This window comes from Nonomuraea sp. NPDC004702 (assembly GCF_053601695.1).
This window is the reverse complement of the sequence record NZ_JBSGCE010000022.1, coordinates 40,877-63,370: the sequence shown is the minus strand read 5'-3', so window position 1 is coordinate 63,370 and position 22,494 is coordinate 40,877. Positions and strand designations below refer to the sequence as shown.

General features: G+C 72.7%; 20 protein-coding genes. 11 read left to right on the top strand and 9 right to left on the bottom strand.

The window, feature by feature from the left end; all coding sequences use genetic code 11:
* Nucleotide 1: 1 nt before the first annotated feature.
* Genes ACWEJ6_RS26385 through ACWEJ6_RS26365 form a run of 5 tightly spaced genes read right to left on the bottom strand, consistent with a single transcriptional unit; the run spans nucleotide 2 to nucleotide 6,558 of the window.
* A complete protein-coding gene (locus ACWEJ6_RS26385) occupies nucleotides 2-2,623 on the bottom strand; it encodes a family 78 glycoside hydrolase catalytic domain (RefSeq protein WP_452426961.1) in 2,622 nt (873 codons plus the stop codon).
* Nucleotides 2,620-3,609, bottom strand: coding sequence for a serine hydrolase domain-containing protein (locus ACWEJ6_RS26380; protein WP_452426959.1), 990 nt, complete (start codon nucleotides 3,607-3,609; stop codon nucleotides 2,620-2,622). The genes ACWEJ6_RS26385 and ACWEJ6_RS26380 overlap by 4 nt, the downstream gene beginning before the upstream one ends.
* Nucleotides 3,606-4,424, bottom strand: coding sequence for a carbohydrate ABC transporter permease (locus ACWEJ6_RS26375; RefSeq protein ID WP_352365036.1), 819 nt, complete (start codon nucleotides 4,422-4,424; stop codon nucleotides 3,606-3,608). Before ACWEJ6_RS26375 ends, ACWEJ6_RS26380 begins: the two co-directional genes overlap by 4 nt.
* The gene (locus tag ACWEJ6_RS26370) at nucleotides 4,421-5,275 is read right to left on the bottom strand and encodes a carbohydrate ABC transporter permease (protein ID WP_397166497.1); all 855 of its coding nucleotides are present in this window, start codon (nucleotides 5,273-5,275) and stop codon (nucleotides 4,421-4,423) included. The genes ACWEJ6_RS26375 and ACWEJ6_RS26370 overlap by 4 nt, the downstream gene beginning before the upstream one ends.
* Nucleotides 5,269-6,558 carry an ABC transporter substrate-binding protein gene (locus ACWEJ6_RS26365; protein WP_452426956.1) on the bottom strand — a complete coding sequence of 430 codons (1,290 nt, stop codon included), beginning with the start codon at nucleotides 6,556-6,558 and terminating at the stop codon, nucleotides 5,269-5,271. Before ACWEJ6_RS26365 ends, ACWEJ6_RS26370 begins: the two co-directional genes overlap by 7 nt.
* 156 nt (nucleotides 6,559-6,714) lie before the next feature.
* On the opposite strand from ACWEJ6_RS26365, the gene ACWEJ6_RS26360 reads away from it, so the two are divergent.
* From ACWEJ6_RS26360 to ACWEJ6_RS26350, 3 genes are all read left to right on the top strand, one after another.
* Nucleotides 6,715-7,725, top strand: coding sequence for a LacI family DNA-binding transcriptional regulator (locus tag ACWEJ6_RS26360; protein ID WP_387665538.1), 1,011 nt, complete (start codon nucleotides 6,715-6,717; stop codon nucleotides 7,723-7,725).
* A 70-nt stretch (nucleotides 7,726-7,795) separates the two neighbouring features.
* Complete coding sequence (locus ACWEJ6_RS26355) at nucleotides 7,796-9,376, top strand: zinc-binding metallopeptidase family protein (protein WP_358298186.1); 1,581 nt, start codon at nucleotides 7,796-7,798, stop codon at nucleotides 9,374-9,376.
* Nucleotides 9,373-11,271 carry a hypothetical protein gene (locus ACWEJ6_RS26350; protein ID WP_452426953.1) on the top strand — a complete coding sequence of 633 codons (1,899 nt, stop codon included), beginning with the start codon at nucleotides 9,373-9,375 and terminating at the stop codon, nucleotides 11,269-11,271. Before ACWEJ6_RS26355 ends, ACWEJ6_RS26350 begins: the two co-directional genes overlap by 4 nt.
* Here ACWEJ6_RS26350 and ACWEJ6_RS26345 read toward each other — a convergent pair.
* Nucleotides 11,241-11,927, bottom strand: coding sequence for a TetR/AcrR family transcriptional regulator (locus tag ACWEJ6_RS26345; RefSeq protein ID WP_452426951.1), 687 nt, complete (start codon nucleotides 11,925-11,927; stop codon nucleotides 11,241-11,243). The two genes, ACWEJ6_RS26350 and ACWEJ6_RS26345, sit on opposite strands and share 31 nt — an antisense overlap.
* A gap of 66 nt (nucleotides 11,928-11,993) precedes the next feature.
* On the opposite strand from ACWEJ6_RS26345, the gene ACWEJ6_RS26340 reads away from it, so the two are divergent.
* From ACWEJ6_RS26340 to ACWEJ6_RS26315, 6 genes are read left to right on the top strand one after another with little or no spacing between them, the layout of a single operon-like run.
* Nucleotides 11,994-12,851 carry a poly(ethylene terephthalate) hydrolase family protein gene (locus ACWEJ6_RS26340; protein WP_397166488.1) on the top strand — a complete coding sequence of 286 codons (858 nt, stop codon included), beginning with the start codon at nucleotides 11,994-11,996 and terminating at the stop codon, nucleotides 12,849-12,851.
* A gap of 10 nt (nucleotides 12,852-12,861) precedes the next feature.
* Nucleotides 12,862-14,115, top strand: a complete 1,254-nt coding sequence (locus ACWEJ6_RS26335; protein WP_452426948.1) for an ABC transporter substrate-binding protein — start codon at nucleotides 12,862-12,864, stop codon at nucleotides 14,113-14,115.
* Nucleotides 14,116-14,117: 2 nt separating this feature from the next.
* Nucleotides 14,118-15,035, top strand: coding sequence for a carbohydrate ABC transporter permease (locus ACWEJ6_RS26330; RefSeq protein ID WP_452426946.1), 918 nt, complete (start codon nucleotides 14,118-14,120; stop codon nucleotides 15,033-15,035).
* Nucleotides 15,032-15,832 carry a carbohydrate ABC transporter permease gene (locus ACWEJ6_RS26325; RefSeq protein ID WP_397166485.1) on the top strand — a complete coding sequence of 267 codons (801 nt, stop codon included), beginning with the start codon at nucleotides 15,032-15,034 and terminating at the stop codon, nucleotides 15,830-15,832. The genes ACWEJ6_RS26330 and ACWEJ6_RS26325 overlap by 4 nt, the downstream gene beginning before the upstream one ends.
* Nucleotides 15,829-17,151, top strand: a complete 1,323-nt coding sequence (locus tag ACWEJ6_RS26320) for a M28 family metallopeptidase (protein WP_452426944.1) — start codon at nucleotides 15,829-15,831, stop codon at nucleotides 17,149-17,151. The genes ACWEJ6_RS26325 and ACWEJ6_RS26320 overlap by 4 nt, the downstream gene beginning before the upstream one ends.
* Nucleotides 17,148-18,503 (top strand): carboxylesterase/lipase family protein, encoded by a 1,356-nt coding sequence (locus ACWEJ6_RS26315; RefSeq protein WP_452426942.1) that lies wholly within the window; start codon nucleotides 17,148-17,150, stop codon nucleotides 18,501-18,503. The genes ACWEJ6_RS26320 and ACWEJ6_RS26315 overlap by 4 nt, the downstream gene beginning before the upstream one ends.
* Nucleotides 18,504-18,506: 3 nt before the next feature.
* Here the strand turns inward: ACWEJ6_RS26315 and ACWEJ6_RS26310 are convergent, their stop codons facing one another.
* Complete coding sequence (locus ACWEJ6_RS26310) at nucleotides 18,507-19,352, bottom strand: SDR family oxidoreductase (RefSeq protein ID WP_452426940.1); 846 nt, start codon at nucleotides 19,350-19,352, stop codon at nucleotides 18,507-18,509.
* A 103-nt stretch (nucleotides 19,353-19,455) separates the two neighbouring features.
* Between ACWEJ6_RS26310 and ACWEJ6_RS26305 the strand changes: the two genes are divergently transcribed.
* Entirely contained in the window at nucleotides 19,456-20,463 is a 1,008-nt protein-coding gene (locus ACWEJ6_RS26305; protein ID WP_452426938.1) for a helix-turn-helix transcriptional regulator, read from the top strand.
* A 129-nt stretch (nucleotides 20,464-20,592) separates the two neighbouring features.
* Nucleotides 20,593-21,423: a hypothetical protein gene (locus ACWEJ6_RS26300; RefSeq protein ID WP_452426936.1), complete on the top strand. Its 831-nt coding sequence runs from the start codon at nucleotides 20,593-20,595 to the stop codon at nucleotides 21,421-21,423.
* 57 nt (nucleotides 21,424-21,480) lie between these two features.
* On the opposite strand, the gene ACWEJ6_RS26295 is transcribed toward ACWEJ6_RS26300, so the two are convergent.
* Nucleotides 21,481-21,951, bottom strand: a complete 471-nt coding sequence (locus ACWEJ6_RS26295) for a pyridoxamine 5'-phosphate oxidase family protein (protein WP_452426934.1) — start codon at nucleotides 21,949-21,951, stop codon at nucleotides 21,481-21,483.
* Between the two features lie 177 nt (nucleotides 21,952-22,128).
* A complete protein-coding gene (locus ACWEJ6_RS26290; RefSeq protein ID WP_452426932.1) occupies nucleotides 22,129-22,494 on the bottom strand; it encodes a hypothetical protein in 366 nt (121 codons plus the stop codon).

Genomic DNA, 22,494 nt, shown 5'->3' with positions numbered 1-22,494 from the left:
TTCACCGGGCCAGGTCGTCCCACTCCTGGAACAGGTGGGACGTGGCGGCGGCGGGGGCCGTGAAGGACCAGCGGCCCGGCGGCAGGTCGAGGGCGCAGCCGCCGTCGGCCAGCCTGGTGGTCGGCAGCTGCTCGTTCAGGCCCATGAGGAAGGTGCCGTTGACGGTCATCCCGTCCCAGGCGCCGCGTACGGGCAGCACCGCGCGGGCGGTCACGCCCTCCGGGACGGCGAAGGTGAACTGCACCCCGTCGGGCCCGGCCCGCCAGCCCGACTCGACGGCCCCCGACGCGCTCGCGTAGCGGGCGTGCGCCTGCCGCAGCAGCGGGACGGGCCCCGGACGCAGCAGCAGCTCGCCGAACCCGCCGCCCGTCCCGCGCGGGTCGTCGCCCAGGCCGGCGACGTGCCGGAACAGCCAGTCGCCCACGCAGCCGTAGGCGTAGTGGTTGAAGGAGTTCATGGACGGCGTCTGCAGGCCGTACCGGTGGTGCCAGGCGTCCCAGCGTTCCCACATGGTCGTCGCCCCGGCGCGGAGCTGGTAGCGCCACGACGGGTAACCCTCCTGGTTGAAGATCCGGCACGCCAGGTCGTGGTGGCCGGTCTCCGACAACACGGGCAGCAGCAGGGGGGTGCCGACGAAGCCCGTCATGAGCCGGTGCCCGTCGGCGCGGACCAGCTCGGCCAGCGCCCGCGCCGCCGCGGCGCGGTCCTCCGGCCGGACGAGATCCCAGGCCAGGGCGACGGCGTAACCGGTCTGCGTCTGCGTGCGCAGCCTCGGGCCGTCGAGGAAGGCCCGGCGGAAGGCGTCCGACACGCGGGCGGCGGCCTCGTCGTACTCGGGGGCGTGCGGCTCGCCGAGCACGGCGGCCGCGTGCGCGATCAGGCGGAGGCTGCGGGCCAGCGCGGCGGTGGCGATGAGGCTTCTGGGCGTCTCCACCGTGCCGGGGGCCAGCCAGTCGCCCAGCGCCCGGCCCGGCCTGAGGCCGTCGTCGGACTGCGCCAGGCAGTAGGCGGCCCACCGCCGCATCGGGTCGTACGCGCGGCGCAACGTGCGGTCGTCGCCGTAGCGCCGCCACAGCAGCCACGGCACCTCGACCAGCGCGTCGGACCAGACGGGGGAGTCGTAGCCGTACTCGGGCAGCACCGGCGCGACGTGCGGGACGGCGCCGTCGGCCCGCTGCCCGTCGATCAGCGTCGTCACCCAGCCGGACAGGAACGCCTGCGTGTGCCGCAGGAAGCTGAGCGTCGAGCCGAACACCGAGATGTCGGCCGTCCAGCCGGTCCGCTCGTCGCGCTGGGGGCAGTCGGTCGGCACGCTGACCAGGTTGCCGTCCGCCGACGCGCCGATGTTGGCGACGAGCTGCCGCACGGCGGGATCGCTCACGGTCAGCGAGCCGGTGACGGCGAGCGCGGACGACAGCAGCACCGCGTCCAGGTCGTCCGGCCTCAGCGCGCCCGGCCAGCCGGTGACCTCCGCGTAGCGGAACCCGTGCAGGGTGAAGGCGGGCTCCACGACGTGTGATCCGGCGTCGAGGACGAACTCGTCACGCTGGTCGGCGGTGCGCAGGTTGTCGGTGTAGAGCCGCCCGGCCGCGGTCAGCTCCTCCCCGTGCCGGACGACGATCCGCACGGGCCCGGGCGCGTCCACGCGCAGCCGGACGCGCCCGACGACGTTCCGCCCGAAGTCGGCCACCTGCACGCCCGGCGCGGGCTCGGTCACCGACACGGCGGGCACCGCGCCGATCACCCGGACCGGGGGAGCGGGGTCGGCCTCCACCAGGATCTCCGGCGCGGACGTCGTCCCGGCCGGGCCGGTCCCCTCGGCGGGCGCCTGGACGGTCTCGCCCATCACCAGGTCGGCGCGCGGGCGGCCGAGGTCCCGCCGGATCCAGGCGGCGTCCGTGGCGAACACGCGGCGCGGGCCGTCGTCGTCCCGCACGAGCACCTGGGCGCTGACGGCGGGCCGGTCACCGTAGCGGCGCGGGCCGCCGCCAGCGACGTGACCGGCGTACCAGCCGGGAGCCAGCCACAGCTCCAGCTCGTTCTCGCCGGGCACCAGCAGATCCGTGAGCTCCAGCAGCCGGTAGCGCGTGCGGTGGCCGTAGTCGGTCCAGCCGGGGGCCAGCTCCTCCTCGCCCAGCCGCGCGCCGTTGAGCAGCGCCCGGTAGACGCCGAGCGCGGTGGCGGCCAGCCAGGCGCGTCCCGGGGCGGGTCGCCAGGTGAACGTCCCGCGCAGGCTCACCCCGGCCTCGGGATCGCCCGGCAGCCAGGGGGCGTCCCATGCGCCGCGCGCCCGCAGGCCCGTGGTGAACGCGCCCGCCGCCAGCCCCTCCACCTCCCACGCGTACGGCGTCAGCGGCGTCAGCAGCTCGTCCGGCACGTCCACGCCGGACGATCCGGCGGGCACGGAGGACCGCCACACCTCGCGCCCGTCCGCGGACAGCACCACGGCGGCCGCCGCGGTCGTCCGGGCGTCCCACGACAGGCGGGGCGACGGCTCGTCCACGCCCACCGGATCCGCCAGACCGCACGTCAGGCCCGCCCGCGCGCCGGGCGGAGCCGGCCGGATGTAGGGCGTCTGCGCGCCCGAGACCTGCACGTCGAGCACCCCCGAGTCCCGGTTCACGCATCGAGCCCGGTGGTGAAGGCGTTGTGCAGGCCGTCGACGTCGACGCCGGACAGGCTCGGCGCCATCACGTTGATCAGCAGCACGAAGCACGCGTCCTGCTCCGGGTACATCCACCACTGGCAGCCCGAGGCGCCGCCGTGCCCGTACAGCCGTCGTTCCAGCAGCCCGGGGGCCGAGTGGCGCAGGTTCCAGGTGAGCCCCCAGTCCTGTCCGGCGTTGACCGGGTCGGGCTGCAGCTTGACCAGGCCCGTCGTCTGCGGGGTCGTCATGGCGGTCAGGGTGGTCGGATGGATCAGCGCGCGGTCGCCGCGCAGCAGCGCGCCGCCCAGCGCCAGCAGGTCCTCGGCGCGGGAGAACAGCGCGCCCGCCGGATGGCGGAGCCGGACGAACGCGTCGAAGTCGAAGCCGGGCCCGAGCAGTTCGAGGCCGTGCACCTCGGCCGCCTCGCACGCCGGGTCGAAGGTGATCCGCCCGCCGCCCGGCACCAGCGTGTTCAGGTCGGAGTCGACCAGCTCGGCCACGTCGCGGCCGGTGACGTCGCGGACCATCTCCGCGATCCCGGCGAAGGCCAGGTTGGAGTAGTGGCTGAGGGTGCCCGCCTCGAACAGCGACGGCGCGGTGAGGAGGTGCTCCACCAGGTCGTCGGGCGTCAGCGTCTGCTCGGCGATGCCGCTGGTGTGGGTCAGCAGGTGCCAGAGCGTCACGTCGGGCCGGGCGAAGTTCGGCAGCACGTCCCGCAGCGGGCGGCGCAGCGACAACAGCCCGCGCTCGACCTGGCGCAGGGCCAGCAGGCCCATCAGCGGCTTGGTCACCGAGAACAGCGCGAAGTGGTCGTCGGTCCTGGTCCCGCGGCCGTCGTGGGTGCCGAACGCCTCCAGCACCTGGATCCCGTCGGAGGTCGCGGCGCCGAACACCGCGCACGGCAGCCGCCCCTCCTTGATCTCGCGCCTGACCCAGTCGAGCGCGATGTCGTGCGTGGTCATCCCTTCAGTGCACCTTCCGTGAGGCCGGCCAGGACGCGCTTCTGCGCGACGGCGTACACCGCCACCAGGGGCAGCGTGGTGAGCAGGACGTGGGCGAAGACGAGGTTCCAGTTCAGGCTCTGCAGGGTGCCGGAGGCGAACTGGAACAGGCTCAGCGGCAGCGTGGCGTTCGCGCTGCCCTGGAGCAGGAAGAGGGCGAAGAAGAAGTCGTTCCAGACGTTGATGATCAGGATCACGCCGCCGACGAACAGCACCGGCCGCAGGAGGGGCAGCAGGATGCGCACGAACACCTGCGGACGCGAGGCGCCGTCGATGGCGGCGGCCTGCTCCAGGTCCGGCGGGAACGCCCGGACGAACCCGGTGGCCAGGAAGATCACGACGCCCAGGCGGCAGCCGGTCATCGTCAGCACGTAGCCGAGCGAGCCGCCGTCCAGCGACAGTGCGCGCAGCAGGTAGACGGTCGGGATGATGGACGGCGGCAGCAGGATCGACAACCCCATCACGAAGTAGGCGGCCTGCAGCCACCGCGACCGGCTGCGCCCGAACGCCCACGCCGCCGCCGCGCCGAGCAGCACCACCGCGATCACGATCGGCACGGTCACCTTGAGGCTGTTGAGCAGCCCGGTCAGGTAGCCGCCCCGGTCGAGCACGATGCCGTAGTTCTCGGCGATCGCCCAGGTCCTGGGCAGGCCGAGACCCAGCTCGGCGGCCTCGCCCGCGGGCTTGAAGGAGTTGACGACCACCAGCCAGACGGGCACGAGCACCCACGGGACCGCGAAGATCGTCAGCGCCGCGTACTTGAGCGCCGCTCTCATCCCGTCACCTCCCTGCGCCGCAGCCACCACACCAGGGGCACGGCCGTCGCGATCACCAGCAGCGTCACGGTGAAGCCCAGCGCGCTGGCCGAGCCGAAGAAGCCCTGGCCCCATTGCTGGCGCATCACCACGTTCAGGGCCCGCGTGTGGTCGCCGGGGCCGCCGCCGGTGGTGGCGGCGATCACGTCGTACGCGCTGAGCGCGCCCACCAGCGTGACGGCCACGTTGAAGGTCAGCGCGGGGGCGAGCATCGGGAACACCACCCGCCGCAGCCGGGTCCACGGGCCGGCGCCGTCCACGGTCGCCGACTCCAGCAGCGACTTCGGGATGGAGTTGAGGCCTGCGATGTAGACCAGGGTGATCAGCCCGCTCCACTTCCACGCGTCGATGAACGCGACCACCACCAGCGCGGTGGACGGTTCGCCCAGCCACGCCCACTCGATGCCGAGGAAGGAGTTGATCGCCCCGTCGGGGGCCAGCAGCCCGCGCCAGATGTACCCGGCGGCCAGCGGCGAGATGAGCGTCGGCAGGAAGAACGCCGAGCGGAAGACGGTGTTGATCCCGCTGGTCCGCTGGAGGGCCAGGGCCAGCGAGAGGCTGACCGTGTTCTGGATCGCCATGCACAGGATCGCGTACAGCACGGTCACGGTGACCGCGTTGGCCAGCAGGTCCTGGTCGATCAGCGTGCGGACGTTCTCCAGCCCGTTCCAGGTGATCTCGGCCCGGAAGCTCGTCCAGGAGGAGAACGCGAACCGCACGTTGAGCAGGAACGGGGCGACGAAGAAGACCGTGACCAGCACGATCGCGGGCAGCGCCCACGGCAGCCAGGCCGCCCTGTTCCGCATCACCATCCGGGCAGCCCTGCCGCCTTGGCCGCCTGCTCGACCTGGCCCTGGAGCTGGGTCGCCGCCTTCTGCGGGTCCTTCTGGCCGGCGATCAGCTCGGACATGAGCTGGGCCAGCCCGCCCATGCCGGGGATGTCGGAGTTGAAGGCGATGACGGCGCCGGTGTCGTACGCCTTCTTGACGTCCTGCAGCACGGAGGAGACGCCCTGCGGATCGGGCACGCCCTTGAGCACCGGGAAGGTCTTGGCCGCGGCGACGTACTCGGCGTAGGCCGGGCCGGTCATGAAGCGCACGAAGTCGAGCGCGGCCTTCTCCCGCGCCGGGTCACCGGTCTTGGGCAGGTAGAACGTGCCGATCGGGCCGGGCGCGTAGGTCACCAGCGGCTTGTCGCTGGACAGGCCGACGAAGCCGACGGACTCGTCCACGGTCTTCTGGTCGCCGCCGGCGGCCGCGAGCAGGGCCGGGAGCATGTCGGAGTGCTGGGCGACCATGGCGGCCTCGCCGGTCACCAGGGCCTTCATCGAGTCCTCGAACTTGGCGGTGACGATGTCCTTGTTGAAGCAGCCGTCGGCCTTCAGCTTGGCGTAGGCGGTCAGCCCGGCGACGAAGGGCGAGCCGGGGTCGGCCAGCGTGCTGGTGTGGCCGGCGATGGCCTTGCCGTAGGCGTTGCCCTGGTTGGCGCCGGCCAGGTAGAGGATGGGCAGGATCTGCACGGGCCAGATCGAGCCTCCCGACTCGAAGACCGGCGTGACGCCGGCGGCCTTGAGCTTGGGGCAGGCGGCGGCCAGCTCGGTGAAGTTCGCCGGCGGGGTCAGCCCGGCCTTGGTGAAGACCTTCTTGTTGTAGTAGAGGCCGAAGACCTGGGGGAAACCGGTGATGGCGGCGTAGACCTTGCCGCCCACGGCCCCGGCGGCCTGGTAGAGGTCGCCGGACCGGGCGATGTACGCCTCGCCGGTCAGGTCGCGCAGGTTCTCGGCCGGGTTGAGGGCGAGCAGGCCGCTCACCGTCGCGTGGTACTCCAGGACGTCCGGGCGCTCGCCGGTGGCCCACTTGGTCTGGGTGGTGTCCTCGAAACCGTCGGACGGGATGGACACGAGCTCGATCTTGTGGCCGGACTGCTTCTCGAACTTCTTGTACATCTCCAGCAGCGGCGCCGGGTCCGCGCTGTTGTGCCAGAGGGTCAGCTTCACCTGACCGGTCCCCTCGGGGGCGGAGGATCCGCAGCCGGAGAGGGACAGGGCGAGGACGGCGCCTATCGCCGCGCCGAGCGGACGAGTTGGTGCTCTCACGCTCGTGCTCCTGTTCATGAGGGGGAGAATGTGTAGAACGTTCTACGGCAAGATCGAAACCTCCGTCAAGGGGTGGACCTGAGCAGTGGTGGCGGGCTAGCCTCTGCTTCCAGCAAAGTGTGTAGTTCGTTCTACGAGAACCCAAAAGGATGGCGTGTGACGAGCGGACGGGTGACGATCGCCGACGTGGCCAGGCGGGCCGGGGTCTCCACGGCCGCCGTGTCGAAGGTGGTGCGCGGCGCGTACGGCGTGAGCGCGGAGATGCAGGCCAAGGTGCGGCAGGCCATCGACGAGCTGGGCTACCGCCCGCACGCCGCGGCCCGCGCCCTGCGTGGACGCACCTACACCCTCGGCGTCATGCTCTCCGACACCCGCAACCCGTTCTTCCCCGACATCATCGAGGGCATCACCGGCCGGCTGGGCGACACCGAGTACCAGGTGCTGCTCGGGCCCGGCGGCATCGAGCCCAAGACGCAGGCCAGGATGACCGACGCCATGATCGACCGGAGCATGGACGGGCTCATCCTGATCTCGCCGGTCATGACGGACGCCGAACTCGCCGCCATCGCGGCGGCCGTCCCGGTCGTCGTGGTGGGCCGGCACGGCGGCGCCGCGGGCCACGACGCGGTCGTCGACGACGACGTGATGGGGGCCCGGCTCGTGGTCGACCACCTGGTCGGGCTCGGGCACACCCGCATCGCGCACATCACCCACCTGGAGCGGGCCCGCGCCCAGGGACTGCCGCACATGGTGCGCGCCGAAGGCTACCGCCAGGCGATGCGCGCCCACGGGCTCGCCGACGACGTGCTGGCCACCTCCTTCACCGAGGAGGGCGGCTATGAGGGCGCGCGGGAACTGCTCGCCCGCGACGACCGGCCCACCGCGATCTTCGCCGGGGCCGACATCGCGGCGCTCGGCGTCCTGCGCGCCGCCGACGAGGCCGGCCTGTCGGTGCCGGAGGACCTCTCCGTCGCCGGTTACGACAACATCGGCATCGCCTCGCTCAAGCGCATCTCGCTCACCAGCGTCGACCAGGACGGACGGGTGATCGGGGCGACCGCCGCGCGCCTGCTCGTCGAGCGCATCGAAGGACGCACCCGGTCGGTGGCGTCGTCGGTGTCGCCCACGCTGATCGTCCGCGGGACCACCGGACCGCCCCGCCGCTGAGAACTCGGCCGCGCCTCGGGGGACTGTCGCGGGCCATGCATTAAAACGATTCGATGGAAGGACCCCCCACGTGAGACGACTCGCTCTCCTCGCCCTTCTCCTCCCGCTGGTCGCGCCCGCGCAACCGGCCCTGGCCCAGGCGTCCGCCACGGTGTGCCCGGTCAGGGTGGACCCGGCCGCGTTCGCCTCCGAGGCCCGGCTGAGCGCCCTGGCCACCCGGCAGGGAACGTTCGGGCCCAGGCCGACCGGCTCGGCCGCGCACGCCGGCTACGTCGACTGGCTGGAGGAGGAGATGGCGGCCATCCCCGGCCTCCAGCTCTCCTCCCTGCCCTACGCCATCGACCGCTGGGACAACCTCGGCACCGGGCTGACCGTCGGCGGCACGTCCGTGCAGGTCGCGGCGCCCGTGCCGTTCTCCTCCTCCACCGGCGCGGGCGGCGTCTCGGCGCCGCTCGTGCACCTGGCCGCGGGGACGAACATCACCGCCGCCAACGCCGCCGGGAAGATCGTCGTCCGGGACCTGCCCTGGACCAGCGTGCCCAACCTGCTGTTCTATCCGCCCACCCTCGGCTACTCCATGTACGACCCGGGCATGACGATCAACCTGCTCGGCTCGGAGTCGATGGAGGCCCCGGCCGCGGCCGACGCCGACCTCAAGGCGGCCGCCGCCGCGGGCGCGCTGGGCGTGATCGAGGTCAGCCAGCTCCCGCACGCCCAGATCAAGGACATGTACGCCCCCTACGAGGGCCTGCCGTACGGCGTGCCCGGCGCGTACGTCGGCGCCGACCAGGGCAAGCAGATCAAGGACGCGCTGGCCGCCGGGCAGCCGGTCCAGGCGTCGCTGACGGTGAACGCCGCCTGGACGCCGACGACGACCCGCACCCTGCTCGCCACGCTGCCCGGCGGCAGCGCCCAGAAGATCGTCGTGGAGAGCCACACCGACGGCATGAGCCCGGTGTGGGACAACGGCCCGCTCACCATGATCGAGATGGCCCGTTACCTGTCGACGCTGCCGGTGGAGTGCCGTCCGCGGACCGTGCAGTTCGCGTTCGTGACCGGCCACCTCTACCAGCACCTGACCGGTCCCGACGTCCGCGAGGGCGGCGCCGGTCAGCTCGCCGCCCAGCTCGACGCCGAGTACGACCAGGGCAAGGTCTCCTCCGTCGTCGTGCTCGAACACCTCGGCGCCAAGCGCTACGACGCGGTCGCCAGGCCGAACGGCCTGCCGGGCAAGCAGCTCGTCGCCAGCCCCACCCTCACCGAGCTGCTGTGGGTGCCCGTCAGCGAGAGCACGCCGCTGCGCGAGCTGGTCAAGGGCCACATCGAGTACTGGGACGTGCGGCGCACCGCGATCCTCAAGGGCCTGTCGGCGGCCGACCTGGCCACCGTGCCGCACCACTGCAGCTTCGGCGGCGAGGGCACGCCGTACAACCAGCACCTGCTGCCCGTCATCGCGCCCATCGCCGCGCCCAAGACGCTGTTCTCGCCGCAGTTCGGCGCCGAGGCGATCGACCTGCCGGTGATGCGCAAGGCGTCGCTCGCCTTCACCGACGTCGTGCTCGACCTCGGCCCGATGGCCCAGTCGGCCGTCGCGGGCGACGTGACGACCATGCGCCAGCAGCGCGCCTCCGGCACGCCGGGGTGTGCGTGAGCATAGACCGAAGGGCACTCGTGCGCCGGCACAACGTCGCCGACGCCGGGTGCCCGCTCACCGTCGGCAACGGCGAGTTCGCCTTCACCGCCGACGCCACCGGGCTCCAGACGTTCGCGCCGCTCGGCACGCAGGCGCAGTGGGGCTGGCACACGATGCCCAACCCCAAGGGCCACGTGCTGGAGGACGCGCTCACCGACTACGACGGCGTCGGCTATCCCGACCTGTATCCGGCCACCGAGGCGGGCGGCTGGCTGCACGTCAACCCGCACCGCCTGCACCTCGGCCGGATCGGCCTCGACGCCGGCGAGGACGCCCCGCTCGGCCGGTCGGCGCAGACCCTCGACCTGTGGACCGGCACGCTGTCCAGCTCCTTCGAGCTGGGCGGCTGGCCGCACGAGGTGGAGACGGTCTGTCATCCCGAGCGCGACCTGCTGGCCGTACGCGTCACCGGCGGCACGGGCATCAGGATCGCCTTCCCCTACGCCAGCGACGGCTGGCACACCACCGCCGACTGGGACAGCCCCGACCGGCACACCACCACGTGCGCGCGGCGCGGCTCGCGCTGCGACTTCACCCGCGTCCTGGACCAGGACGGCTACCACGTGGCCGCCGAGTGGACGGGGGCGGCGCGGTTCACCTCGCCCGCCCCCCACGTGTACCTGATCGAGGGCGAGGAGCTGGAGCTCGTCGTCGAGTTCGCCCGGCACCCCGTCGGCGCCGGCCTGCCGTCCTTCTCCCAGGTCCGTACGGCCGCCGCCGCCCACTGGGAGCGGTTCTGGACGCGCGGCGGCGCGGTCAGCTTCGAGGGCAGCGCCGACCCGCGGGCGCCCGAGCTCGAACGCCGGGTCGTGCTCTCGCAGTACCTCACCGCGGTCAACTGCGCGGGCACCACCCCGCCGCAGGAGACCGGGCTGGCCGTCAACTCCTGGAGCGGCAAGTTCCACCTGGAGATGCACTGGTGGCACGCCGCCCACTTCGCCCTGTGGGGCCGGCCGGAGCTGCTGGAGCGGAGCCTGCCGTGGTACCGCTCGATCCTGCCGCGGGCCAGGGCCACGGCCGCGCGGCAGGGGTTCCGGGGCGCCCGCTGGCCCAAGCAGGTGGGGCCGGAGGGCAGGGAGAGCCCGAGCGAGATCGGCGCCTTCATCGTCTGGCAGCAGCCGCACCTGATCTCCTTCGCCGAGCTGCTCCGCCGGATTCGTCCGGGGGCGCTGGAGGAGTACCGGGACCTGGTGTTCGAGACGGCCGAGTTCATGGCGTCCTTCGCGGCCGGCGGGCACCTGGGGCCGCCGCTGGTGCCGGCGCAGGAGTCCTACCACGAGTCCAGGAGGACGGTGCGCGACCCCGCGTTCGAGCTGGCCTACTGGTGGTGGGGGCTGGCGACGGCCCAGCGGTGGCGGGGCCTGCTCGGCCTCGATCCCGACCCGGAGTGGGCGCGGGTGCTGGACGGCCTGGCCCGGCCGCTGGTGCGCGACGGCGTGTACGCGGCCATCGGCGTGGAGCCGTACACGGTCAGGACCGACCATCCCTCGATGACCGGCGCGCTCGGGTTCGTGCCGCCCACCCCGCTGATCGACCCCGAGACCATGCGGGCCACCCTGCACGACGTGCTCGCCGACTGGGACTGGGACAGCGCCTGGGGCTGGGACTTCCCGATGCTCGCCATGTGCGCGGCCCGGCTCGGCGAGCCCGGCACCGCCGTGGACGCGCTGCTGATGGACGCCCCGAAGAACACGTACCTGCCCAGCGGCCACAACCACCAGTGGCCCGGCCTGCTGCCCCTCTACCTGCCGGGCAACGGCGGCCTGCTGGCCGCCGTCGCCCACATGGCGGCATCGGGCTGTTTCCCCGAGGGCTGGCGGGTTCAGGCGGAAGGGGTGGTCCCGATGCCGTGATCGGGGCCGGCGAGCAGGGCGACCGCGTAGTGGTAGAGGTCGTCCGCCGACGACGTCAGCGTGGCGGCGCGGCCCGCGCGCACCTCCGAGGCGATGAACTCGGTGGTGCCGTAGACGATCAGCCGGGGGATCGCGGCGCGCAGCGGCGGCAGCGAGGGGTCCTCCAGCCTGGCCCGCGCGGCCAGCGCCGCCAGCATGTCCAGAAAGGGCCGGTAGGCGGTGTCGCGCTGCTCGACGGCCCGCTCGCCCGCCCTCGGCAACTCCACGAAGTAGGCCTGCGCGTACTCCGGGCGCTCCTGCCACCACCGCAGGTAGGCGGCCAGGCCCAGTCGCAGCGCCGTGCGCCAGCGGTCGCCCGCCTCGGACGCGGCCGCCCGGATCGAGTCGATCATCTCGGGCAGGTCGCGCTCGCAGCCGGCGAGGAAGCACGCCTCCTTGTCGGCGAACTGGGCGTAGAAGGCGTTGCGCGAGACCCGCGCGGCGGCGATCACGTCGGGCACGCTCGTGGCGGCGTAGCCGCGCCTGGCGACCAGCCGGAGCATGGCCTCCACGAGGCGGTCGCGCTGCGACTCGCGCACCGTGTCGGGGGAGAGCCCGTGCCGGCCCCGGGGAAGCGGCCGAACCGCCGGAACTTCCTTCTGTTCATCTCTTGACATCGCTCACCGATCGTACTTCCCTCTCTTAGGAGACGTTCACGTCTCCAAATATCCCACGAGGTGACCATGGAGAACATCACTCGTCGGCAGGCGTTGCGGGCAGGGGCGCTCGGCCTCGTGTCGGCCGGATTCCTGTCGTGGACCACCGCGGCCGACGCCGCCTCCACCATCGAGACCATCTACAAGGCGACGGGTCCGTGGCCGGTCGCCACCGGCACCTCGGGCGGCCACCGGCTCTACTACCCCTCGAACCTAGGCGCGGGCGGCGTCACCCACCCGATCGTCACGTGGGGCAACGGCTCGTGGGCCACCCCCGACAACTATCCGGGGCTGCTCAACCACCTGGCCTCCTGGGGCTTCGCGGTGGTCGCCTCCACCGACACCACCACGGGCACCGGCGCCGAGATCCTCGCCGCCGCCCAGCACCTCGTGGGCCTGGACGCCGACCCCGCCAGCGTCTTCCACGGCAAGCTGAACACCGCCCAGGTCGGCGCCGTCGGCCACTCCCAGGGCGCGGGCGGGGTCGTCAACGCGGCCAACCACTCCGCCGGGCTGATCAAGACCGTCGTGCCGATCGCCGTGCCCGCGCAGTGGATGGCCAGCCCCGGGGACGAGTTCTCGGTGGCCGCCCTGACCTGCCCGGTGCTCTTCCTCAGCGGCGCCGACGACTGGCTGATCTCCTCGGCCGCGACCGTGCAGGGCTACTACGACCAGGCCACCGCCGGAGCGGGCCGGGCGCTGCTCAAGGGCGCGGGACACAACGACATCCAGAACACCGGCGGGGCCTTCCTCGGCTACGTGACCGCCTGGCTGAGGTACCGGCTCCAGGCCGACGCCCAGGCCCGCGGGGCGTTCGCCGGCGGCGCCCCCGAGCTCCCCACCAACACCGCCTGGCAGAACCAGGCGCTCAAGAACCTCACCTAGGAGAACCACCATGGCGGATCTGACGCGGCGTGGGCTCCTCGCCGCCGGCGCGCTCACCCTGCTCGCCGGATGCGGCAAGGACCAGCCCCGGCAGCAGGCCGCGGCCGCCGGGCCGCACGGCGAGGTCACCGTCTGGCTGCACGGCTCGCAGGACACCGGCCAGCAGTTCCAGGAGCTCGTGCACCGCTACATCGCCGAGTTCAAGGTGGACGTCAAGCTGCTCTACCTGCCCGTGGGCCAGCTCGACGCCAAACTGCTGACCGCCTTCAGCGGCGGCGCCCCGCCCGACGTCTTCAAGATCGGCCACTGGAGCTTCCCCGCCCACGCCAAGAAGCAGCGGCTCGCCCCCGTCGACACCAAGGCCCTGCCCTTGACGAACTACGAGCCGGGCACGACCGCCCCGCTCACCTACCAGGACGTGCCCTACGGCGTGCCCATCGACTTCAACCCCTGCCTGCTCTACTACCGCAAGGACCGGTTCGAGCAGGCCGGGCTCGACCCCGACAAGCCCCCGGCGACCTGGGAGGAGATCGCCGAGTACAGCGCCAAGCTGACCTCGGCCGACCGGGCGCGGGTCGGCCTGCAGTGGCTCTACGGCGATCCGCAGTGGGCCCTCATGACGCTGACCGCCCTCGTCCGCGGCAAGGGCGGCGAGCTCGTCGCGGCGGGCGGCGGCAAGGCGTCGCTGGCCACCGAGCAGGGCATCGCCGCCCTGACGTACATGTCGGGCATCGGCAACCCCAAGCTCTCCAACCCGCTGGGCGCGCTCGGCCTGTTCTACTCCGGCCAGGCGGCCATGGTCGTCAGCGGCGCCTTCCTCGGCCCCGCGCTGGAGAAGCTGGGCAAGGACAAGCTCACCTTCGGCAAGCAGTACGGCGTCGCCCCCATGCCCACCTGGGACGGCGGGCCGTCCGTCGTCCCCGCCTACACGTGGGGCTGGGGCGTGGCCAAGGACTCGCCCAACCAGTTCACCGCCTGGCACCTGGTCAACTACCTCCAGGGCGCCCCGTCGGTGGCCGCCAACCTCGACAACGGCATCATCATCCCGACCAAGGGCTGGCGCGAGGCCGGGCCGCGCGGCAAGTCCGAGATCATGGAGATCGTCGCCGGCAGCCTGCCGCACGTCGACTTCGGCCCGATCATCCCCGGCGCGCTCGAACTGGCCAAGGCCGCGTCCGGCGCCGTGGACTCCGTCGCCCACGGCAAGGCCACCCCGGCCCAGGCCGCGGCGACCTTCGACGCCACCGTGCGACCGGTCCTGTGAGCGTGCTCGGCGGAGTCGGAGCCCGTCCGCACGGCCCGGTGAGCGTGCTCGGCAGGGTCAGGGCCCGGCCCCAGGCCACGGCGGGCGTGGCGCTGACCCTGCCGGTGGCCGTCTTCTTCGTGGTGTTCTGGCTGGTCCCGTTCCTGTCCGCGATCTATCTCAGCTTCACCGACTACGAGATGGCCGGGACGCCCAACTGGATCAGCCTGGCCAACTACGAGCGCATGTTCGCCGACCCCGGCTTCCTCAACTCGGCGTGGATCACCGTCGTCTACACGGTCTGCACGGTCGTCCCGACGATCGTGCTGGCCCTGCTGGTGGCCGTGCCGCTGAGCAGGCCGGGACGGCTCAACCGCTGGCTCAGGGCGCTCGTCATGATCCCGGCCGTGATGCCGCTCGCCGCCACGTCCATGGTCTGGGTGATCATCTACTCCGACCGCGGCCTGGCCAACACCCTCCTCGGCCTGGCCGGGATCCCCCCGCAGTCCTGGCTGACCAGCTCCGGCCTGGCCATCTGGGCCCTGGTCGTGATGGTCGTCTGGAAGAGCATGGGGCTGTTCGTGATCATCCTGACCGCCGGCCTGCAGGCGCTGCCCGGCGAGGTGTACGAGGCCGCCGCCATCGACGGCTCCGGGCCGGTCACCACGTTCACCCGCATCACGCTCCCGCTGCTGCGCAGGACGCTGCTGTTCGTCCTGGTCATCTCGGTCGCCGGATCGATGCAGGCGTTCGTGCCCGCCTTCCTGCTCACCGGCGGCGGGCCCGCCGACGCCACCCAGGTGCTGCCGTACTACATCTGGGCCAACGCCTTCCCCTACGAGCACATGGGCTACGCCGCCGCCATGGGCATGGTGCTGCTCGTCGCCATGGTGATCGTCTCGGCGCTGCAGTTCGCGTTCCTGAAGGGCGGCGACGAATGAAGGTGCTGCGCGCCGTCTGGCTGATCGTCGCGGTCGGGTTCATGCTGCTGCCGGTCTACGCCATGGTCGTCGTCGCCTCGGCGCCGGACGACACCGACCTGCGCGGGCTGGTCTTCAACGGCTTCCACCTGCCCGAGAACATCGGGGTGCTGTTCGGCGCGGGCAACCTGCCCACGTACCTGCGCAACAGCCTGATCCTGTGCGTCGGCACCGGCGTCCTGGACGTGCTCTTCTCGGCCGCCGCCGGGCACGCGATGGCCCACCTGTCCTTCCCCGGCCGCCGCGTCCTGTTCGCGCTGGTGGTCGGCACGCTCGCGCTCACCCCGATGGTCATGGTCATCCCGGTCTTCCTCATCGTGAAGGAGCTCGGCTGGGTCAACACGTTCCAGGGCATGATGGTGCCGGGCATGATCAGCGCGTTCGGCGTCTTCCTGGTGCGCCAGTTCGCCCTCGGCATCCCGAAGGAGCTGCTGCTGGCCGCGCGGGTCGACGGCGCGGGGGAGTTCCGCATCTTCGCGCGCATCGCCGTGCCGCTGCTGCGGCCCGCGCTCATCACCCTGTTCCTGGTGCACTTCCTGGCGCAGTGGGACAACCTGCTGTGGCCGCTGATCGTGGCCAACGAGCAGGAGCTGTGGCCGCTGCCGGTGGGGCTGGCCAACTTCCAGAGCGAGGTCGGCGTCACCTACCACCTGACCACCACCGCGGCGCTGGTCACCGCCGTGCCGCCGTTCATTCTCATGGTCGCGCTGCAGCGCTACTACGTGGCGGGGCTCACCTTCGGAGGCGTGAAACGATGATCCCGGACCTGATCCCCGGCGCCGCCCGGATGATGGAGTGGATCGAGACCGTCACCGCGCGCGGCGTCCGGCGGCCCGGCTATCCGGCCGACGACTGGACCGCCGCGTGGGCCGCCGAGCGCCTCGCCGGGTTCGGGCTGCGCGACGTACGGCTCGCGCCGGTCGAGCTGCCCGTCTGGCGGCCGGTGACGGCGTCCCTGGTGGTGCGCCTGGACGCCGACCCGTCGAAGGTCGTGCGGGTGGCGGCGTCCGCGCTGCCGTACACCACGCCGAAGGCGACCGTGACCGCGCCGGTCAGCCGCGAGGTCGTGCCGGGCGCGATCGTCGTGCCCGAGTACGCCTTCACCGAGCTGCCGCAGTCCTACGTCAGGGACCTGGCGACGGCCGTGCACGACCCCGAGGGCGTCTTCGACGACCTGGTCCAGACGCTGCCGTTCCAGCTCGACCACCTCGACGTGCTCCAGGGCGTGATCGACGGCGCCGCCGCCGCGTTCGCGGGCGCGCTGACCGGCGTGCCGTGGGAGACCCGCGACTACTACGTGCCCTACGACGCCGTGCACCGCGACCTGCCGGCCGTCTGGTTGTCGGGCGGCGACTCGCGGCGGGTGCTCGACCTGGTCGACGCGGGCCCCTGCACGGGCACGCTCACCGTCGAGTCGGAGACCGGCCCGGCCGTCTCGCACAACGTGATCGGCACGCTGCCCGGCCGCTCCGACCAGTGGGTGATCATCGGCTCGCACCACGACGCGCCCTGGGCCTCGGCCGTCGAGGACGCCTCGGGGATCGCGCTGGTGCTGGCCGCCGCCCGGTACTGGGCGGCCGTGCCCGAGCGGGACCGGCCGCACAACCTGCTCTTCCTGCTGACCGCGGGGCACATGGCGCACGCGGCCGGCACCCGGGCCTTCATCGAAGAGCACCGCGGCCTGCTCGGCGACGTCGTGCTCCAGCTCCACCTGGAGCACGCCGCCCGCCGGTGCGTGGCCGTGGACGGCGAGCTGGTCCCCACCGGCGACCCCGAACCCGGCTGGTGGTTCACCACCCGGAAGCCGGAGCTGGAGAGCCTGGTGGCGGCGGCCCTCGTCGCGGAGGACCTGAGACGCTCGTTCGTGCTGCCGCCGGACGCCTTCTCCCCGATGCCGCCCACCGACGGAGCCTTCTTCCACCCCGAAGGGGTGCCGCTGGTGCACTTCCTGTCGGCCCCCATGTACCTGTTCGACTCGGCCGACACCCTCGACAAGGTGTACGAGGACGGCCTCGAACCGCTCACCCGGGCGGCCGTGAGAATCGTCGAAGGGACGGCCGGATGGCGTCGCGCATGATCGTCCGTACCATGTCCGGGCTGGTGGAGGGCAGGGCCGAGGAGGGCGGGCTCGCCTTCCTCGGCGTGCCGTACGCCGCCCCGCCCTTCGGCGAGCACCGCTTCGGCGCGCCCGTCCCGCCGCCGCCGTGGGACGGCGTGCGGCCCGCCGTCACGCGCGGCCCCGCCGCCCCGCAGGCGGCCGGCGCGGACATCGGCCTGTACGCGCCCGACGTCTTCGAGACCGGCGAGGACTGCCTCAACCTCGACGTGCGCACCCCCGGCGCCGGCGAGACGGGGCTGCCCGTCCTGGTCTGGATCCACGGCGGCGCGTTCTCCATCGGCGGCAACGGGGCCGCCTGGCACCAGGGCCACCGCTTCGCCCGCGACGGCGTGGTCTGCGTGGCCGTCAACTACCGGCTCGGCTTCGAGGGCTTCCTCGCCCTGGACGACGCCCCGCTCAACCGGGGCGTGCTCGACTGGCTGGCCGCGCTGGAGTGGGTGCGCGACAACATCGCGGCCTTCGGCGGCGACCCCGGCAACGTGACGGTCGCCGGGCAGTCGGCGGGCGCCGCGGCCGTCGCGACCCTGCTCACCATGCCGCGCGCCGAAGGGCTGTTCCGGCGCGCGATCGTGATGAGCGGCTCGGCCACCCTGGTCGCCGGCGAGCAGGAGGCGCGCGACCACGCCAGGGCGCTGGCCGCCCGCCTCGGGATCGCCCCGACCAGGTCGTCCTTCGCCGCGCTGCCCCCCGAGGCGCTCGTCGCCGCACAGCCGCCGCCGCTGACCGGCGGCTCCGGCGGGCTGAACGACTCGGTGCCGGTCAAGCCGGTCGTCGACGGCGACCTGATCCCGGCCGTCCCGCTGGACGCCCTGCGCGCGGGCGCGGGCGGGCGCCTTCCGCTGCTGGTCGGCTGCACGTCCCAGGAAGCCGACGTGTTCGTCAGGGGCATGGCCGCCGGGCTCGACGAGGCCGCCGCGCGGGCGGCGCTCGACCACCTCGGCGTCCAGGTGGACGAACCCGGCCTCACCCCCGCCGAGCGGGTCGGGCGCGCCGTCACCCGGCACCTGTTCACCCGCGAGACGCGCTGGATCCGCGAGGCCAGGCCCGCCTACGGCTACGAGTTCCGCTGGGAGTCGCCGGTCGAGAGCCCGGCCGGCGGCGGACGCGTGGGCGCGGTGCACAACCTCGACCTGCCCTTCGTCTTCGACGTGCTGGACGCGCCCGGCGTCGCCCGCACGGCGGGACCGGGCGCGCCGCAGGCGCTGGCCGACGCGATGCACGCCGCCTGGGTGCGCTTCGCCCGCACCGGCGACCCCGGCTGGCCGCTCGGCCACACCATGATCTTCGACGATCCCGCACCGCCGGCGTGAGGCTCAGCCGGCCGTGAAGTCCGCGCGGTGGTCGGCGACCCACTCCGCGAGCGTGCGGCCCGGCCGTCCGGTCACCGCGGTCACCGGACGCGGCACGTCGGGCACGGTGAGGGTGTCGTGCCAGTAGTCGAGCAGCATCTTCAGCACGGGCTCGGGAATGAACCGCCCGGTCTCCGCGCGGAACTCCGCCGGCGTGATCTCCACCAGCGGGATCTCCAGGCCCAGGGTCTCGCCGATGATCGCCACCTGCTCGGCGCGGGTCAGGGCCTGCGGGCCGGTGAGCGGGATCGCCGTTCCCAGGTGATCGTCGGAGAGCAGGGTCTCGGCGGCGGCCTCGGCGATGTCGTACTCGTGGATCGGGGCCTGCGCCGACGCGAGGTAGGGCGCCCGGATCGGTGCGCCGGAGCGGATCTGCCAGGCCCAGGAGAGCAGGTTGCCGGCGAACGTGCCGGGACGCAGGATCGTCCAGGCGTCGGCCCGGGAGGTCACGGCGGACTCGACCGCCGCGTGGTGGAGCTGGCTCGCCGAGCCGTGGTCGCGCCGGAACTCCTTCGCGGCGGCGAGGGAGGACAACACGGTGAAGCGGTGGACGCCGCGGGCGGTGGCCGCGGCGACGAACGCCCCCACCCCCTCGGCGGGGAAGACGAAGGCACGATCGACGCCGGCGAACACCTCCGGCCCGAGCGTGGCGGCGTCGGCCAGGTCGCCGGCCACGACCTCGACCCCGGCCGGCAGGCCCGCGTCATCGGGCTTGCGGCTCAGCGCGCGCACGGCGGCGCCGCGGGCGAGCAGCGTCGTGACGAGGTGACGGCCGACGGCGCCGGTCGCGCCGGTGACAAGGATGCTCAAGATGACTCACCTCAGGGGAAACGGTGCCGGTCCATCCGGCCCGAACTCCAACCTAGGGAGCTTTTAGGTCATTTCCTGTCCACTTCTACTAGGCTCGGCGGGTATGCCGGACCAGACCACGACCGGGCGGGCGCTGCGCCTGCTGGAGTTGCTGCAGGCCCGCCGGTCCTGGAGCGGCGGCGAGCTCGCCGGCCGCCTCGGCGTCGACGGCCGCACCCTCCGGCGGGACGTCGAGCGGCTGCGGCGCCTCGGCTACCACGTCGAGGCGCGCCGCGGCCCCGACGGCGGCTACCGGCTGTCCACGGGCAGCGACCTGCCGCCCCTGGTGTTCACCCCGGACGAGGCGCTCGCCGTGGCCGCCGCCCTCGCCTCGTCGGCCGCCGGCGGCGCGGCCGGCGGCGGCGAGGTGGCGCTCACCGCCCTGGCCAAGATGGAGCAGGTGATGCCGCCGGCGGTGCGCCGGCGGGTGCGGGCGCTGCGCTCCTCGGTCGCCTTCGGCAGCACGCCGAACGCCGTGGCCGGCGCCTATCCGGCGCCGCTGAACGCCGGCGTGCTGGCGGTCCTGGCGCTGGCGTGCCGGGACGCCGAGCGGGTCCGGCTGCGCGTGATGAGCACCGAGGGCGCCGACACCGGACGGGAGTCCCCGTGCCACGTCGAGCCCGCCGCCCTGGTGCCCCGGCAGACCCGGTGGTTCCTCGTCTGCCGCGACCTCGACCGCGGCTGGCGGGTGCTGCGCGTCGACCGGATCACGGCGGCGTCGGCGACGGGCGTGCGCTTCGAGCCCGAAGAGGTCCCCGGGGGCGACCCGGTCGCGTTCGTCACCAGCCGGCTCGGCGCTCCGCCCCGCCGGCACACGGCGACGATCCTCATCCACGCCCCGATCGAGCAGGTGCAGGCGTACATGGGCGGCTTCGCCACCGACTTCGCCCCGACGACCACCGCCACCGGCCAGGCGGCGACACACTGGCGGATCGCGGACGTACGCCTTGAGGTGCTCGCCGGCGGCCTGCTCTGGCTGCGATGGCCCTTCGAGGTGGTCGACTCTCCCGAGCTCGCCGCCCTGCTCCGGGACCGGTCCGCGGCCTTCGCCCACGCTGCGGACCCGGGCTGAGGTCCGCCGCCCACGACGCGGCGGCCTGACGCCCGGCTCGGACGTCCGTCGTGACGGCGTCGAGATCTTCCTGCGCGATCATCTTCCACGCCCTCCGTTCCGGACGGCATGCGACCGAGCGGGGAGCGTATGAGCAAGGGGCGATGGACGATCGGGGCGGCTCTCGTGCTGACGGCCTCGGCCTCGATCTCGGTCTTCGGCCCGCGGGCCGAAGCGGTCACCCGTCCCGGTCCGGTCGAGGCGCTGAAACGGCAGCTCGTCGGTCATGACGGGGTTCGGGAGACTTCGGTGTACCGGAGCGTCTGGGGGCCGAAGAAGGATCGAGTGACCAGCCGGGCGCGGTCCGTCCACGAGTTCGGTGGCGGGCGGGTCGCGGCCACGGACATCAGCTACCCGAAGTCCTCGTTGCTCGGCGCCTCCCGGAACATCGTCTTCCCCGACCGCGCGTACCTCTGGCGTCCCGACCGGCCCGACTACCTGCCCGCGGGGAAGTCGTGGATCCTGACGACCAGCAAGAACGACCTGGCCCTGGACTGCGGGCAGATCAGGCTGAGCGATTCCGCCACCCTCCGGCACGTGCTGGCCACCACCACGGCCAAGAGGCCCGCCGGCGTCTACGACGGCACCCGCACCACCCTCTACGAGGGCAGCACCACCATCGGCGCACTGTTCAGGCTGAACCCGCGCCTGTGGGTGGCCGGCCTTCAGAAGCCCACAGGACCGTACGCGAGCTACAGCAAATTGCCCGTGAAGTGGCGGCTGTGGCTCGGCGCCGACCAGCTCGTCCGCAGGTGCCAGACGCGCTATGACGAGCCCGACTCGCTCTGGAACGACAAGGACCGCCGAGTCACGACCGCCGACGTGCGGTTCTCCGGCTGGGGCGACCCGATCGACGTCAAGCCGCCGCCCGCCGAACTCGTGGCGACCCGCGACGAACTGGTCTTCCCCGACGAGGACTGACCGGTGAGCGGGCGGCCCTGTCGCCCGGGGCCCCACCCGCGGTCTTCCGCGGCCGGGTCATTCCGGCGGCGTCCAGATGCGGCTGCGGAGATCGGTGCCGCGGATCACCTGGACGCGCCAGGGTTCGAGGCGGAGGACGTGCAGCGCGGGGTCGGCGGGCGACCGCCAGAAGGCCCCGAGGTCGTAACCGGCCCCGCGCGGGCTGGTCGCCCGGTAGAGGTCCCAGACGCGGTGCTTGGTCGCCAGGTCGTCGACCCAGGCGGCCGTGGCGTCGATGGCGACCGAGCTGTTGCCGGGCTTCCAGTAGGAGAAGGAGGTGTGCGGATTGCCTGCCAGGTGGGCGGCCTTGACCGGCGTCCGGTAGGTGGCCAGCCACCCGCGCGGCCGCCCGTCCACGTTCTCCCAGACGGGGATGAGGATGCGGGTGCGGGGACGGTTCTTGGCGTCGACGGTGACCATCGTGGCGTACCGGATGGCACCGATATAGGTGTTGAACTCGCTCTCGATCTCGGCGAACGACGTGGTCATCGACGGCACTCCTTACGACTTGGGTGACCAGGGCATCTTGCGCCGCCGCGAAGACCCTGCGGAAGACGGCACTTCAAAGGCACCGAGTAACCGCCCGGGAACCACTCCTGACCAGGCAGGACAGTGGCACGCGCGGACGGACGCGATGCGCGAGACTCCGGGGCCGGAGGATCAGAGTCAGCTCGGCGGGATGATGCCCCACCTGTCGCGCTCACGCAGACGGCGCTCGTGCTCGTCCGTCTCGACGATGCCCGCCACCACATAACCCCGATAGTCACGCCCGCGGACGATCAGAAGGTTGTCCAGGTCATGGCGAGGGCCGAGTTGGGCAGTCACGGCGTTGACGGCTTGTGCATCCGGCCGTTCGATCGTCAGCCCCTCCATCGACACGGGAAGACTGACCGCCGAGACATCCCCGAAGGCTATGTCGATCGTGGTCGTGCCGGACGTGTCAACACCGCTGCGCAGCAGCAGCTTGGAATGCGTCGGTACGTAGATCCACATGCGGAACGTCCGCTCCGGAAAAGCCACGCCAAGATCCAT

What these genes read in the sequence shown, in the direction of transcription:
- ACWEJ6_RS26370 (WP_397166497.1), bottom strand. Translation starts at nt 5,275, where the DNA reads ATGGTGATGCGGAACAGGGCGGCCTGGCTGCCGTGGGCGCTGCCCGCG.
- ACWEJ6_RS26300 (WP_452426936.1), top strand. Translation starts at nt 20,593, where the DNA reads ATGAGCAAGGGGCGATGGACGATCGGGGCGGCTCTCGTGCTGACGGCC.
- ACWEJ6_RS26320 (WP_452426944.1), top strand. Translation starts at nt 15,829, where the DNA reads ATGATCCCGGACCTGATCCCCGGCGCCGCCCGGATGATGGAGTGGATC.
- ACWEJ6_RS26290 (WP_452426932.1), bottom strand. Translation starts at nt 22,494, where the DNA reads ATGGATCTTGGCGTGGCTTTTCCGGAGCGGACGTTCCGCATGTGGATC.
- ACWEJ6_RS26315 (WP_452426942.1), top strand. Translation starts at nt 17,148, where the DNA reads ATGATCGTCCGTACCATGTCCGGGCTGGTGGAGGGCAGGGCCGAGGAG.
- ACWEJ6_RS26305 (WP_452426938.1), top strand. Translation starts at nt 19,456, where the DNA reads ATGCCGGACCAGACCACGACCGGGCGGGCGCTGCGCCTGCTGGAGTTG.
- ACWEJ6_RS26335 (WP_452426948.1), top strand. Translation starts at nt 12,862, where the DNA reads ATGGCGGATCTGACGCGGCGTGGGCTCCTCGCCGCCGGCGCGCTCACC.
- ACWEJ6_RS26295 (WP_452426934.1), bottom strand. Translation starts at nt 21,951, where the DNA reads ATGACCACGTCGTTCGCCGAGATCGAGAGCGAGTTCAACACCTATATC.
- ACWEJ6_RS26380 (WP_452426959.1), bottom strand. Translation starts at nt 3,609, where the DNA reads ATGACCACGCACGACATCGCGCTCGACTGGGTCAGGCGCGAGATCAAG.
- ACWEJ6_RS26340 (WP_397166488.1), top strand. Translation starts at nt 11,994, where the DNA reads ATGGAGAACATCACTCGTCGGCAGGCGTTGCGGGCAGGGGCGCTCGGC.
- ACWEJ6_RS26375 (WP_352365036.1), bottom strand. Translation starts at nt 4,424, where the DNA reads ATGAGAGCGGCGCTCAAGTACGCGGCGCTGACGATCTTCGCGGTCCCG.
- ACWEJ6_RS26325 (WP_397166485.1), top strand. Translation starts at nt 15,032, where the DNA reads ATGAAGGTGCTGCGCGCCGTCTGGCTGATCGTCGCGGTCGGGTTCATG.
- ACWEJ6_RS26345 (WP_452426951.1), bottom strand. Translation starts at nt 11,927, where the DNA reads ATGTCAAGAGATGAACAGAAGGAAGTTCCGGCGGTTCGGCCGCTTCCC.